Here is a 14,414-nt window from a genome sequence, read left to right as displayed (position 1 = left end):
CGCAGCGAAGCCCACCCCGAATGCTCCCGGCAACCCGCTGGAGGCGATCCGAGCGCTCCTCAGGCCGCCCGCATCGGGTCGACCGGCGTCCCCGCCTTGCGCGAGGCCACCAGCAGCAGGCGCTGCGAGCGGATGGCCTGCGGCTCGATGCGGCCCTCCACCGGCAGCCCGGCGAGCGGACGGCGCCAGGCCAGGTAGACCGCCAGGCTCGCCAGCAGCGCCAGCGCCAGGTGAACGGCACTCGGTTCCGGCGTGGCCCAGGCCAGCAGCAGCACACCCAGGCTCGATGCATCGCGACGCTGGCGGCGCCACTCCTCGCGGGCCTCCTCGCGTCCCTCCTCGGCCAGGCCGAACAGGCGCCGTGCAGCGGCGTGCAGACCGCTCGCCGCCAACTGGTCACCGAGCAGCACCGCGTAGAGCAGCAACGCCCCGCCCAGGCCGAAGGCCGCCGCCAGCACCTGGCGCAGCGCCGCCCCTTCGACCCGCCACAGCTCGCCGCCCAGCGGCTGCCACAGCGCCAGCAACGCCAGCGTCGCCAGGCTGCCCAGCAGCACCCGCGCGCTCTGGGCGGCGCCGCGGCTCACCCGGTACACCAGGCCCGCAGCGACGAGCAGCGCAGCGTCGATGGCCAGTGCCCAGCCCAGCGACAGCAACGGCTCGCCGTCGAGACGGGCCGGTGCCCAGGGGAGATTGGCCACGAAGGCGATGGAAAGGATGAACGCGGCGAGAAAGACCAGGTAGCTGATAACGCCGAAGGTGAAAGTCGCGGTACGTCCGAGTGTGCTGTTCATGATGCGGTCCTGCCGGGAGTCTGGAACTGCAGGGCTCTGCAGTCAGGGCCAGATTGCCCCGCGCCTGTATCTGCCCGATGGCAGCGACCGCTCAGTTTGTTTCAGTCTGGTATCCGTCGCCGGCACCTGGCAGCCAGTTGCGCAACAGACGATGCAGGCGCCCCTGGTCCAGCGGCTTGGTCAGCAGCGCCTTGATGCCCTGGGCCTGCACCTCGGCCTCCACCAGGCTGTCGCTGAAACCGGTGTAGAGCACGATGGGCAGGTCCGCCCGCGCCGCCAGCAGGCGCCGCGCCAGTTGCAGGCCGGTGAGGCGCGGCATGCTCTGGTCGAGGATGACCAGATCCCAGGCGTAGGCGTCGGCACACAGCTGCCGGCTGGCCTCCTCCGGGTCGCCGAACAGTTGCGCGGCGAGCCCCCAGTTGGCCAGCAACTCGCCCATGAACTCACTGACGACGGGGTCGTCGTCCACCACCGCCACCCGCCCGCGCAGGGCAGAGCGTGGCGGCAGCGCCTCGCACACGGGCCCCGCCGCCGGTGCGGCCAGCGGCGCCTGGTCGTGGGCCGGGATCAGGATGCGGAAGGTGGCGCCCTCCCCCGGCGAACTGTCCAGCTGGATGTGGCCGCCGTACTCGTGGACGATGCCGTGCACCATCGACAGGCCCATGCCGCTGCCCTGCCCGCTGGCCTTGGTGGAGAAGAACGGCTCGAAGATCTGCGTCCGCAACGCCGCATCGATGCCCGGCCCGCTGTCGCTGACGGTCAGGGCGACGAACTGCCCGTCGATGCGCTGCTGGCACGAGGCGCAGACGCCGGCCTGCAAGCGCGCCGGCTCCAGCCCCACGCGCAAGCGGCCGACCCCGCTCATGGCGTCGCGGGCGTTGATGCACAGGTTCATCAGCACCTGCTCCAGCTGCACCGGGTCGGCCAGCACCGGCGGCAGGTCATGGGCCAGGCGCGTCTCCACCTCCACCGTGGCCGGCAGCGTGGAATCCACCAGGCGGATGAAGTTGCCCAGCAGCAGGTCCAGCGCCACCACCTGCGGCGTGCCCCGGCTGCCCCGGCTGAAGGTGAGCATCTGCTGGATCAGGTCGCGGGCCTTCTCCGCCGAGCGCTGCACCCGCGTCAGGTACTTGCCCAGGCGCTCGTCATGCAGGGACTCGGCATGCTCCTGGGCCATCACCGTGTAGCCCAGCATGCTGGTCAGCAGGTTGTTGAAATCGTGGGCGATACCGCCGGTGAGGTGCCCGATGGCCTCCATGCGCTGGGCCTGGCGCAGCTGCTGCTCCAGGCGCGCCTTCTCCTCTTCGGCCTGGCGCCGCTCGGTGATGTCGCGCAGGTAGCAGATGTAGCGCGGCCCCTCGTCCCCGCTCACCTGGGTCAGCGCCAGCTCGGCGGGGAACTCCTCGCCGGAAGCCCGCTGGGCGACCACTTCCATGCGCTTGCCGAGGAAATCCCCGGTGCCGGTCTGGGCGTAGCTCTCGAAGGCACGCTCGTACACCTCGTGGAAGCGCTCGGGAATGATCAGCTTCAGCAGCCACTGCCCCAGGGCATCGTCGCGCGCGATGCCGAAGCAGCGCTCGGCCGCCGGGTTGAACGCCAGGATGCGCCCGGCGCGGTCCATGCCGATGAAGCAGTCCAGCGCCGTGTCGGCGATGGCGCGGTGCTGCAGTTCGCTGGCGCGCAGGGCCTGCTCGGCCTCCTTGCGCTGGGTAATCTCGCGGCAGAACACCAGGATGCGGTCGACGCCGGACAGGGTCACGCGCTTGAGCGAAATATCGTCCCAGTGCAGGCTGCCGTCGCGGTTGCGCCGGTGCCATTCGAAGCGTTGCGGCTCGCCGGCCGCTGCCCGCGCGAGGAAGCCCGCCGCCTGCCTGGCGGTATAGGGCTCGTAGCCGGCGCTGAAGGCGTCCATGTCCAGCCCCAGCATCTCCTCGTAGCTGTAGCCGACGGTCGAGCAGGCCCGCGGGTTGGCATCCACCAGCGCGCCGCTGTCGATGTCCAGCACCAGGATGGCGTCCTCGGAGCCGGCGAAGATCGCCCGGTAGCTCGCCTCGGCCTCCAGCCGCTCGATCTCCGCCGCCGCGCGCACGGAGAAGATGCGCAGCACCGACTCGGCCCGCTCGCGCTCCTTCATCGGCCCCATCCGCCCAGCGGCGATCAGCCCCAGCGGGCGCCCGTCGCTGGCGAACAGCGGGTAGCCGGCGTAGCTGTCGACCCCATAGGCGCGGAACACCGCATCCCCGGGGTAGCACTCCAGCAGGTTGCTGCCGACGAAGTGGAAGGCCTTGCCCAGCACGTGGCTGCAGGCCGTGCCCTCCAGCGCATAGGTGGAGTTGGGGCGCAGCTTGCCGGAGTAGTACATGGCCAGGGTGGTGAGCTTGTGCGGGCCCTCGTCGCTGATGCGGCTGACGTAGGCGAAGTCGGCGTGCAGCGAACGCACCATGTAGCGGGCAATGGCCTCGAACACCTCGTTGCCGGTGGCCGCCGAGATGCCCAGGGCGACGTAGCGCAGCACTTCCTCCACGCTCTTGCGCGAGCTGATGTCCGTGGAGATGCCGCACACGGCGGTGACCCGGCCCTCGCCGTCGAACAGCGGAAACTTGCTGGAGAGGTAGGTGCGCACCACGCCGTTGAACGGCAGCCGCTCCTCGAACTCCTGCTCGCGGCCCTGCTCCACCACCTGCAGGTCGTTGGCCCGCAGCACGTCGGCCAGCTCCTTCGGGAAGTACTCGTGGTCGGTGTGGCCGATGACCTCCTCGGCGCGCACCCGGAACAGCTGCTCGAAGGCACGGTTGACCAGGCGCAGCCGGCCATCCAGGTCCTTCACGTAGATGACCGCGCTGCTGTTGTCGACGATCTGGCGCAGCTGGTGCTCGGCGGCGCCATCGAACAGCGGGCGGGGTGCCGTCTGGCTCATCGGAAGGCCTCCACGAGCCTGGGTGATGGCTGGAGTATAGAGAGCCGGCCCCCGCCTTTTGAGGGGGTACAACGCGGTTGAAACAATTGAAACAAAGGCGGATCGGTATCGCGGTATCCCGGTATTCGTAGGATGGGTCGGGCGGCGTTCCGCGAGCGCAGCGAAACCCATCAGGCGGCGCTTCAAGCCCGGCAGAACCTCCCGATCGCCCCCAAAACGCCACCCGCCCCATCCGGAAACAGCGGGGAGCACCAAAGCTTCGCGAGCAGAGCTCGCTCCTACGGGGCGGTCGACGGCGAGGCCAGGTGATCAGCCCGGCACGAACATGTAGCCCACCCCGCGCAAGGTGCGGATCACCTGGGGCTTGTCGGGGTCGGTCTCCAGCTTGCGGCGCAGGCGGGCGATGCGGATGTCGATGGAGCGGTCGAAGGGGTTCCAGTCGCGGTTCTGCGTGAGGTTGAGCAACTGGTCGCGGGACAGGGGCCGGTTGGGGCGCTGGGCGAAGGCCTGGAGCAGGTCGAACTCCATGGCGGTGAGGGGGATTTCCGCGCCACTGGCATCGAACAGCTGGTGGCGGTCCAGGTCCAGGCGGCAGGCCCCCAGCTGCAGGCAGTTGCCGGCCTCGGCGGGCGCCTCCACGGCAACGGCGCTGGGCACGCGCTGGTAACGGCGCAACACCGTCTTGACCCGCGCCAGCAGCTCGCGCGGGTCGAAGGGCTTGGCCACGTAGTCATCCGCGCCTACCTCCAGGCCGATGGTGCGATCCACCGGGCTGCCGGCGCCGGAGACCATGATCACCGGCAGGTCGTGGTGCTCACGCAGGTAGCGCGCCAGGCTCAGCCCGTCCTCGCCCGGCAGGCCGACGTCGAGCAGCACCAGGTCCGGCAGGCCGGCGGCCAGGGCTGCGCGCATGCCGGTGCTGTCGCAGGCGGGCTCCACCTGGTAGCCATGGCCGCCCAGGTAGTCCTGCAGCAACTCGCGTACCTCGGAATCGTCGTCCACCACCAGAATCTTGACCTGCCCGGCCATGGGTCCCTCGCTCATCGTCAATGCGAACGCGGGGAATATAGCGCGGCGCCGCTGCGACGAGCAGCCCTGCTGGTCCACTAAAAAACACCTAGGCCGGATGCGCTTAGTGGGTCCCCGCGTTCGCGGGGATGACGGTGGATTCGAATACCTCCGCACACCCCGTCACCCCCGCGCACGCGGGGGCCACTCGAACGGCCCTCAGCGCGATGCCTTGCGCCTCAACGCGGCGGGGTTGAAGGCGGCGTCGCCCGGGGATGGCTGGCTGAAGTCCACGGTGCCCGCCTCTTCGTTGTCCAGCCACTGCACGCCATAGCGACGCGCCTGCAGGTCGTGGAAGGTGTCCAGCGCGGTCCACACGGTGGGCAGCTCGTAGAAGTTCTTCAGGTAGGCCAGGGACACGCGCCACAGGTCGCCGCGGCCGTCGTACTGGTCAACCACGGCGGCGCCCCAGCTGTCCTCGTCGAGGTACAGGGTGCGCTTGGAGTAGATGTGCCGCGCCCCGGCCTTGAGCTTGCCTTCCACCACCCACACCCGGTGCAGCTCGTAGCGGGTGTATTTCGGGTTGACGTGGCCGGGCAGCAGCAGGTCCTTGTACTTCACCTCCGGGCTGGTGAGCTTGTAGTTGTTGTAGGGGATGTAGATCTCCTTCTTGCCCACCAGGGTCCAGTCGTAGCGGTCCGGCGCACCGTTGTACATGTCGGTGTCATCGGCGGTGCGCAGGCCGTCGGTGGACTCGATCGGCGTGTCGTAGGCCAGGGTCGGCGCGCGGCGCACGCGGCGTTGGCCGGGGTTGTAGCCCCAGGCCTGGCGCGGCTCCTTGACCTGGTCGAGCATCTCCTGCACCAGCGCACCGTTGCCGGCCAGGCGCGCCGGGGCGGTGGTGAAGGTCATGTAGTAGAACAGCGTGTTCTGCAGGTCGGCGTAGCTGCCCTTGGGGTCGTAGAAACGGAACAGCGCCTCGTCCTCGGAGGTGACCAGGGAATAGGCGCCGTTGCGCTGCACCCCCGCCTCCGCCGAGCGCCGCACGATGTAGGTGCCGCGATAACGGGTGATGTGGTTCCAGATCGCCTCCAGGCCGTTCTGCGGGATGGGGAACGGGATGCCGCCGTAGGCGTCGGCAAAGCCGTTGCCGCCGTTGAGCAGCTTGCCGGTGGTCGCGTTCTTCAGGGTGTTGTCGTAGACCCACTGCGGCGCCGAGCCGGAGCGCCGGGTCGGGTAGACCGGCATCTGGAAGCTTTCCGGGTAGGCGTTGAACAGGGCGATCTCGCCGTCGGTGAGGTTGGCCTTGTACTGCTCGAGGTTGGCCTTGGTGATGGTGAACAGCGGCTGGTCGGCGGCGAAGGGGTCGATGTGGTGCTGGCCCGAGCCCTTGTAGCCTGCCGGCGCCTGGCTGATGCCGCCGGCCCATGCGGGGATGGTGCCGGCGGCGTTGCCGGCCCGCTCCGCGCCCAGCGGGGTGAGGGTCGACTTGAGCGTGGCGGCCTGCTCGGCGGAGACCGCGGCCAGGGCGTCGGTGGCACCGCCGGCGAGCACGATGGCGGCCAGCAGCAACGAGTATTTCTTCAACATGGGGTGCATCTCCCTGTCTTGTACGGCCCGGCGCATCACGGCCGGGCGCTTGGCATCAGAACGAGTACTTGGCGGTGAGCGAGACGTTGTCGCGGTCGCGGGTGCTGTTGTTGCGCCCGGCGCCGTAGTACTCGGTGTACTGCAGGCCCACCTCGAAGCTGTTCAGGTAGGAGGCATCGATCCCCAGGGTGTGCGCCTTGCGGCCCTCGATGAAGTTGCCGGTGCGGTCCGAATTGCCCTGGAAGTCGTGCTGGAACACCAGGTAGGGCGAGAGCTTCACCCCGGCGTAGACGTCGTTCCAGCTGCCGGACACCAGGAGCGTGTAGCCGTAGCTGTCGCGGCTGATCTGGTCGCTGTCGGTGGTGCGATCGTCCTCGTAGGCCTTGTCGGTCGTACTGGAGAACTTGCGCACCGAGCCGTCGAAGGCGGTGTACTTCAGGCTGCTGCCACGGATGTGCTGCGAGGCCACCTCGGCGACGCCGATCACCGAGTCGAAGCTCAGCGCCGGGCCGAAGTTGTAGATGGTGGACAGGGAGAGGTTGTAGGTCTCGGCCCGCTCGTAGTTGTCGAAGATCGAGCTGCGGCAGAGCTGCTTGCCGGAGACGGCTGCGCAGGCGGCATCGTTGGCGACCCCGGAATTGACCAGGTCGGAACCATTGATGCCCTGGAGCAACAGGTCGCTGAGCAGGTCATCGGTGGCGGAAATGGCGATGGGCGCATTGGGCCGGTAGGCGATCTCGCCGGAGACGGATGCATCCCCCACCGTGGTATTGAAGCTGAAGCCGTACATGCGGATGTCTTCGACATAGCGCCGCCGCGCCTGGGCGTTGCTCGCCAGGTCGAAGGTCGCCAGTGCACCGGCGTACTCGGGTGGCAGGCTATTGCCTGCCAGTGCACCGCCCAGAGCAGCCAGGTCGACGCCCTGGTAGCCATTCAGATCGATGGCGATCTGCGGTTCCTTGGCGTGGTAGTTGACGAAGTAGAAGCCGAACTCGGTGGAGTTGAGTTCTTCGGCTATGTAGCGGAAGGCCACGCCGAACTGGCCGGAATCGTCTGCCTGCAGGTCCTTGCCGATATTGGCGACCTTGAACACGCCAGTATCGCCATTGAGGTAGGCGTTCGGCCCATTGGCCCCATTACCGAGCAGGCCGAAGCCGGCGAACACGTCATACAGCGGCATCAGCGGTGCCAGGTCGGTCGAGGTGGTATACGCCGTATGCCCCCCATCGGCGAACAGGTCGGTCTCGGAGAAGTAGGTGCCCACCGGGTCCAGGCGCGTCTCCTTCCACTTCCACTGGTAGAAGGCCTCCATGGACAGGTTGTCGGTCAGCCCCAGGTTGAAGCTCAGCGCCTCCATGGGCACCAGCACCTCCTTGAGCTCGGAGCCGGGCAGGTGGAACTTGGCCGCGTCCACCGGGTTCACCGTGTTGACCCCGCCCCGGTAGAACACGCCCTCGCCCCAGTTGATCACCTGCCGACCCACCTTGGCCCCCAGCGGCATGGTGCCCACATCCCAGCTGCCGTACACGTAGGCGTCGAGGATCTCGCCCTTGCGCCCGGCGATATGGCGGGTGTCCTGGGTGAAATGGTCGTCATCGGGGAAGGACTGGCTGGGCCGCTCCACGCCACCGGTGGTGCCGTAGTAGTCGTTGCGCTTATCCATGATCTGGGTGTCGTAGTACGCCGTGCCACGCACGAAGGCGCCGTAGTTGTCGTACTTCAGCGAGAGGTCGGAGGTGGCCTTGTACACCTCGGAAACCAGGCCGGTGTCGAAGTTGCGGTTGCCGTCGTCGGCGTTGATGTCGCTGATGTTGTCCTTGTCGCGGCCTTGTACCCGCCACATGGCGCCGTAGGACAGCGTGGTGTCGATGGAGCCGCTGAGCTGGTTGTCCATCAGGCTGAACTCGACGGCCTGCGCGGGCCCGGCGATCAGCAGGGGCAACAGCCCGAAGGCAGCCCCCGCCTGCATGGGCCTGCATCCGAGTCCGGATAAGCGGATATGCCTCTTCATAGCAAACGTACCTCCCTTGACGGCCAAGATTTCTGGGCTGGCTCTACGTCCGGCCCTTTTGTTGTTTTCTCTCGGCTGCGGAGCGGCGTCCGGGCGGTTCAGGCAGGCCTCGGCGGCGCTCTCGCAGGTATCCATCTTCGTCGCGGGATGCACGCCGGCGACGGTCACGCTGTTGTTCTTGTAATGAGCGGGAATCGCTAATTGGTACGATAGTGCAGGCAAGGTAACAAAGTGTGTACGTGCTGCCAACCGTCCAATTCGGCTAAAAATAGTAATTTTTTAGGAAAGAACTCACCGCCAACCACCACGAAACATCATCACGGCGAGTGATATCCGGCCAGAAACGAAAAGACCCGGCACAAGGCCGGGTCCGCTTCGCAACGCAGGTCGGTCAGCGCACGTCGAAGCGCTTCTCGGCCAGCAGGCGGTCGCCCTGGAACACCAGGAAGCGCCATTCGCCGGGCACCACTTCGTGGGTCTCGGTGAATTCGTAGGCCATCACGTCCTGGGGCGCGCCGGGCGCCATCTTCTGGATCACCTCGAACTTGTCGTGGCGCACGCCATCGGGGGTGGTCACGCCCGGGGTGAGGTAGAGCAGGGTCAGCGGGGTGTCGTTCTCACGCTTGCCCACCAGCGTGTAGCGCATGCCGAACTTGGTGCCGAGCTTCGCCGGCACCTGGTCGGTGGGCAGGATGTTCTGGGTGCTGCTGGTGAGCACGCGCTCGCCGGGCTGGTAGTCCTGGTAACGGCTTTCGAAGACACCGAACTCGATCGGCCCCTCGACCCGTACGTCGGCCATCGCCACGCCGGATGCCAGGCCGAGGGCGATCAGTGCACTCAGTCGGGTTGCTTTCATGTCTCGCTCCTTGGTTTAGATGGCGCGAGGCTATGACACCTTCATGACCGACTGATGACAGGTTGAGACCCGACTGCGAGGCTGACCGGGGCTTTGGGTGGACGGCGCTCTTTTCATCCACCGGCGGTGCTGCAGGGAAACACGGCCTCCGTAGGTTGGGCTGAGGTACGAAGCCCAACACGCGAAGTTGATCCCCGCACCGTTGGGCCTCGCTGCGCTCGGCGCCAACCTACGGCAGTGCGCCAAATCACGTGAGGAGCTGGCCGATGCGTAGGGTGGATGACGCTCTTTTCATCCACCAGCGGTGCTCCCTGGGAACACCGTGCCGAGGCAGCCCTGCGGGCTGCTTGGCGACTGAAGTCGCCCCTACAAGCGTGCCGCCTGAAAATTCCTACGCGACGACCGCATTGCCGGCCTACAAGGGGCTTGGCTAGGGTTCCCGCCGTTGTGCCCCTCGGGACACAACCGGGTGTGGAAGCCCGCTACATAGCCAATCAATCGCCATAGCGACATGCAACACGTCGGCAGTCTATGGCGGACTGTGCGAGCGGGCTTCGGCCCGGCCCGGTTTTGATTGGCCCGGTACTTCCACACTCGCACGGTCCGCCACCCTTCAAGGATTCGGTGGCGGCTCCCCAGCCCTATGGACGGAGCATTGCCATGACGCTTCCCCAGATCACGCCGCGCCACTTCCTGCGCTACCGCCGCCAGCTGCGCGCCTTCCTCATCGGCCACGAGGCTTGGTTCTCCACCCGCGACCTGCGCCGCCTGCTCAACACCGACCTCCACGAACGCCTGCTCGCCAACCTCTGCGACGACCAGCGCCAGCGCGTGCACCTGCGCACCGCCAATGGCGGCTTCGAGGAGGAAACGGTGGTGAGCGAATCCGGCCTGCATGCCCTGCTCTTCACCTACTGCTACCACCCGGAAAACCGCAATCTGCGGCGCTGGGTCACCCAGGCCGTGCTCCCGGAATTGTGGATGTACCGCACCCCGGGCTGAAGCCCGGGCTACACACTGAAGCCCACCTACGAAGAGCGCGGTCAGTCGGCAGAAAATGCGCAGCCAGGGACGCCGATTGGTGGAGGTAAAAAGCGACCTCCACCCTATGTCACTCCCGGCACCGTGCCGCTGCAAGCCGGGTTGAACCCGGCATCACGGGGCGGCGACATGCTCCAGGTGCTTGGGGTTGCGCGGCAGCACGGCGAGGAAGTTGTCCCGCGCCACGCGCTTGGCCACGTCCTCGGGCAAGGCGTCGAGGAAGGGGGCGTAGGCGCGCAGGTACTCACCCAGGCCCTCGAAGCGGCCGACCACGTCCGAGCCGAGCATGAAGCGCTCGGGGTACTTCTCCACCAGCTTCAGCCATTCCGGGTCGGGCTTGCCGTTCTTGTCCAGGAGGTAGGGCTGGAGCACGGTCCAGGAGAGATCGACGTAGAGGTTGGGGTAGTCGCCGAGCATGCGCTTCAGGGTGGGCAGGAGGAAGTCGAGCTTCTTCTGGTGGCGGTGGATTTCCATGCTGGTGCCGGCGTGGGCCCAGATGAAGCGCACGTGCGGGTGGTTGCGCAGGGGTTCTTCGATCTCCGCCAGGTACAGCGGGTTGCGCTCGCGCTTGGAGGTGATGTTGGAGTGCAGCATCACCGGCAGGTCGTACTCGGCGGCGAGGTGGTAGATGCGCGACATGGCTTCGTTGTTGGCGCGCGGGGTGTCGCCGTCGATCAGCGCGGTGAGGTCGTCATGGCGGGTGAAAACCTCGCCTATGCCCTGCCACAGCCCCGGGTCCAATTCCAGCATGCGGCGGATGTGCGCATCGGAGTTCTTGTCGTTGGGGTTGAAGCCGCTGAGGAAGGGATGGAAGCGGTGGCGCTGGTCCTCCGGCAGCGTCTTCACCGCAGCGGCCACCAGCGTATCGGTTGCGGTGTACCAGTAGGCGTCGGCATCGTCGCCGGCGTAGTAGCGCGGGCGCTTGGGCTCGTCCTCGTGCCACTTCTTGGCCACCGGGATGCCGGAGATCATCACGTGGTCGATGGCCCCCGCATCCATGGCTTCGAGCAGCCCCTGCATGCCCTCGCTTTCCTGGAAGAAGTCCACGTAGTGCAGGTGCGAATCGCTGTAGCGGTAGTCCCGCGCCTGGGCGGCGCAGGCGCAGAGGGCAAGGATGGCGGCGAGGCAATGGCGGGCGATGGGCAAGGGGCGTCCTCCTGACGGTCATGGCAAAGGTAGACCGGCGCCACGCCCGCCGGGTTCAGGTGGGTGCTCTGATGGCCTACTGCGACTATGCTGCAGCAGGCTCCGCCACAAGAATTCCATCATGCCGCGCTGCGTCCTGTTCCTGCTGTGCTTCGCCGCCCTCGCCACCTCTGCCGGCGAGCGCCTGGTCTATCCCCTGCACTCCAATGGCGAGGACCCGGAAGCCTATGTGGTCGAGCTGTTGCGGCTGGCCCTGGCCCACAGCGGCGGCGACTACCAGTTGGAGCCCTCGCTGGAACCCATGCCGCAGTCACGCGCGCAGCTGTCCCTGGAACGCAACGACGGTCGCGTGCAACTGATGTGGACCATGACCACCCGCGAGCGCGAAGCCGACCTGTTGCCGATCCGCATCCCCATCTACAAGGGCCTGATCAGTTGGCGCGTGTTCCTGGTGCGCGCCGACCAGCGCGACCTGCTCGCCGGCGTCACCCGCCGCGAACAGCTCGAGGCCCTGCGCATGGGCCAGCGCCATGACTGGCCCGACACCGACATCCTGCGCGCCAACGGTCTCACCGTGGTGACCACGCCGGGCTACGAGAACCTGTTCCGCATGCTCGACGCCGGCCGCTTCGAGCTGTTCCCCCGCGAAGTGGTGGTGGCCTGGGACGAACAGCGCCGCGCCGAGGCCAACGGCCTGCACCTGGCCGTGGACGACCACCTGGTGCTGCATTACCCCACCGCCTTCTACTTCTTCACCTCGCGCCAGCGCCCCGAGCTGGCCGCCGCCATCCAGCGCGGCCTGGAGGCGGCCATCGCCGACGGCAGTTTCGAGCACCTGTTCCAGCGCTACCACGGCGAGACGCTGCGCCGCGCGCGCATGGAAAGGCGCCGGGTGATCGAACTGGTGAACCCCGACCTACCGGAAGGCACGCCCATCGAGCGCGACGAGCTCTGGTACCACCCGGCTGCACTCAAGTAGCGCCTGGACGCCCCACCCGACCCGTGCCGGTGCAGCCCGGGCGGCCCTTCGCCCGGCAAATCCCGGCCGTGCCGTAATGGCACTTCGCTTGCAGCACCTCCCGCAGACCCAACGAGAGGGATATCGCCATGCTGCAGCTTCTGCGCCCCGCACGCCGCGCCACGGACGAAGGCGCGCTCGACGCGCTGTTCACCGCCCATGACCTGACCACCCGCCTGCCCACCGGCACGCCGCTGATGACCCGCCTCAACGGCTTCGTCGATGGCCTGCAACAGCGCATCCGCACCAGCCTCGGCGCCGCCGTCGGCATTGCCGCCCACGCCCCCGAGCTGGCGCGCATCGCCGCTGCCAACCAGCAGAGCGGGCAACTGCTGGCGCAGTCGTCCGAGCTGATCGCCAGCGCCAGCGAAGAGGTCACCACCACCCTCGATGCCGAACTGGTGCCCGGCGCCGCCGAGGTGGCGAAGCTCTCCGGCGATGTCTCCAGCACCCTGCGCCAGTGCCAGCGCAACGGCCAGGACGTGCTGCGCCAGGTGGATGCCATCGGCACCAGCGAACAGCAACTGGGCAGCGTGATCGGCAACCTCACCGGCCAGCTGGAGGAAGTCAGCAAGGTGATAGGCGTGATCGCCAGCATCTCCCAGCAGACCAACCTGCTGGCGCTCAACGCAGCCATCGAGGCCGCCCGCGCCGGCAGCCACGGCCGTGGCTTCGCCGTGGTCGCCGAGGAGGTGCGGCGCCTGGCCGGGCACACCACCGACGCCACCACCCAGGTCAGCGGCATCATCGAACGCTTCCGCGATGGCATGGCGCAGCTGGCCGAAGCCGGTGAGCGCATGCACCAGGCCGTGGCCGAAGGGCACCAGGGCATGCTGCAGGTGGGCGCCGGCCTGGACAGCACCCGCGCGGCCATGGACAAGCTGGACGGCCGCGTCGGCCAGATCGCCTCGGGCACCGAGCAGATCGGCCAGGCCGTGCGTTCGATCAACGGCGACGTGCAGAACATCGCCCAGGTGGCCGCCGAGCTGCTGGGCAAGGCCGGCCAGGTGCTGCGCCACAGCCAGGCCGTGCGCGAGGACGGCGACCGCCTGCTGCAGGGCCTCGGCGACTTCCGCCTGGAAATGCACCGCGACATCCAGCGCAGCATCGAGCGCCTGGCGTGCGAGCCGGCGCTCTTGGGCGAGGTCACACAGGCCGAGGCCCTGCTGGGCGAGACGCTCAAGCGTGACGCGCACATCGAGCTGTTCTACCTGGTGGATCGCACCGGCACCCAGCTTTCGGAGAACATCTTCGCCCTCGACGTGCCGCACCAGGGCGACTCCTGCAAGGGCCGCAACTGGGCCCAGCGCCCCTGGTTCCGCGCGGTCGCCGATGGCCTCGCCAGTCACATCACGCCGGTGTACCGTTCGTCCGCCACCGACGACTTCTGCTTCACCGTCTCGGTGCCGGTTTTCGGACCCCGTGGCGAACTGCAACGCGTGCTTGGCGCCGATGTACGCCTCAGCGCGCTGCTCTGAACGGTCACGGGAACACTCAGGCGGTAGGCGGCCTCTAAGCGAACAGGACCGCCTACCCACACCACGCAGAGGACTGCCAATGACCATCACCGTCACCACCGAATCCGCGGACGGCTATCGCCACAGCATCAAGGTCGGCGAGGAGCACCAGCTGTTCACCGACCTGCCCAAGGCCCTGGGTGGCGAAGGCAGCGCGCCGGAGCCGCACGATTACTTCGACGTCGCCCTGGGTGCCTGCAAGGCCCTCACCGTGACCCTCTACGCCCGCAGCCACGACATCCCGCTGACCGGCATCGGTGTCGAAGTGGTCCACGACAGCAGCAAGGAGAAGGAAGGCCTGTACGGCATGAGCGTGAAGCTCACCCTGCGCGGCGCCCTCACCGACGACCAGCGCGCCACCCTGTTGCGCATCGCCGACAAGTGCCCGCTGCACAAGCTGATGACCACCACCGAGGTGAAGATCGAGACCCGCCTGGCCGAAGGCGACTTCAGCCAGTAACCCGCCCCTCTGGGCTTCCCGCGCGGACGCGCTATGCTTGCGCACCCACCGCGCCGGAA

At 67.6% G+C, this 14,414-nt stretch carries 11 protein-coding genes; 4 read left to right on the top strand and 7 right to left on the bottom strand.

Features of this window, described 5'->3' with window-relative positions; all coding sequences use genetic code 11:
• Window positions 1-59 precede the first annotated feature (59 nt).
• From WFQ67_RS24125 to WFQ67_RS24100, 6 genes are all read right to left on the bottom strand, one after another.
• The gene (locus WFQ67_RS24125) at window positions 60-791 is read right to left on the bottom strand and encodes an isoprenylcysteine carboxylmethyltransferase family protein (RefSeq protein WP_337058418.1); all 732 of its coding nucleotides are present in this window, start codon (window positions 789-791) and stop codon (window positions 60-62) included.
• Window positions 792-882: 91 nt separating this feature from the next.
• Window positions 883-3,708, bottom strand: a complete 2,826-nt coding sequence (locus WFQ67_RS24120; RefSeq protein WP_173178324.1) for a hybrid sensor histidine kinase/response regulator — start codon at window positions 3,706-3,708, stop codon at window positions 883-885.
• A gap of 309 nt (window positions 3,709-4,017) precedes the next feature.
• Entirely contained in the window at window positions 4,018-4,737 is a 720-nt protein-coding gene (locus tag WFQ67_RS24115) for a response regulator (protein ID WP_111263457.1), read from the bottom strand.
• Window positions 4,738-4,935: 198 nt separating this feature from the next.
• Entirely contained in the window at window positions 4,936-6,306 is a 1,371-nt protein-coding gene (locus WFQ67_RS24110) for a DUF1329 domain-containing protein (protein ID WP_337058417.1), read from the bottom strand.
• A gap of 55 nt (window positions 6,307-6,361) precedes the next feature.
• Window positions 6,362-8,317, bottom strand: coding sequence for a DUF1302 domain-containing protein (locus WFQ67_RS24105; RefSeq protein ID WP_337058416.1), 1,956 nt, complete (start codon window positions 8,315-8,317; stop codon window positions 6,362-6,364).
• A 391-nt stretch (window positions 8,318-8,708) separates the two neighbouring features.
• Window positions 8,709-9,173: a DUF3859 domain-containing protein gene (locus WFQ67_RS24100; RefSeq protein ID WP_173178321.1), complete on the bottom strand. Its 465-nt coding sequence runs from the start codon at window positions 9,171-9,173 to the stop codon at window positions 8,709-8,711.
• Between the two features lie 660 nt (window positions 9,174-9,833).
• Here WFQ67_RS24100 and WFQ67_RS24095 point away from each other — a divergent pair.
• The gene (locus WFQ67_RS24095) at window positions 9,834-10,175 is read left to right on the top strand and encodes a BRO-N domain-containing protein (protein ID WP_173177670.1); all 342 of its coding nucleotides are present in this window, start codon (window positions 9,834-9,836) and stop codon (window positions 10,173-10,175) included.
• Window positions 10,176-10,328: 153 nt separating this feature from the next.
• Here the strand turns inward: WFQ67_RS24095 and WFQ67_RS24090 are convergent, their stop codons facing one another.
• Window positions 10,329-11,360, bottom strand: coding sequence for an amidohydrolase family protein (locus WFQ67_RS24090; protein WP_337058415.1), 1,032 nt, complete (start codon window positions 11,358-11,360; stop codon window positions 10,329-10,331).
• A gap of 121 nt (window positions 11,361-11,481) precedes the next feature.
• Here WFQ67_RS24090 and WFQ67_RS24085 point away from each other — a divergent pair, with 121 nt between their 5' ends.
• From WFQ67_RS24085 to WFQ67_RS24075, 3 genes are all read left to right on the top strand, one after another.
• A complete protein-coding gene (locus WFQ67_RS24085; protein WP_213629227.1) occupies window positions 11,482-12,339 on the top strand; it encodes a substrate-binding periplasmic protein in 858 nt (285 codons plus the stop codon).
• A 128-nt stretch (window positions 12,340-12,467) separates the two neighbouring features.
• Entirely contained in the window at window positions 12,468-13,856 is a 1,389-nt protein-coding gene (locus tag WFQ67_RS24080) for a methyl-accepting chemotaxis protein (RefSeq protein WP_213629226.1), read from the top strand.
• A gap of 79 nt (window positions 13,857-13,935) precedes the next feature.
• Complete coding sequence (locus WFQ67_RS24075) at window positions 13,936-14,355, top strand: OsmC family protein (protein ID WP_184490820.1); 420 nt, start codon at window positions 13,936-13,938, stop codon at window positions 14,353-14,355.
• The last annotated feature ends 59 nt before the right edge of the window (window positions 14,356-14,414 follow it).

The sequence above is a fragment of the Pseudomonas sp. USHLN015 genome (assembly GCF_037153275.1).
Taxonomy (GTDB): Bacteria; Pseudomonadota; Gammaproteobacteria; order Pseudomonadales; family Pseudomonadaceae; genus Metapseudomonas; species Metapseudomonas tohonis.
The sequence above is the reverse complement of the archived record's forward strand: the minus strand, read 5'-3'. Positions and strand labels throughout refer to the sequence as shown.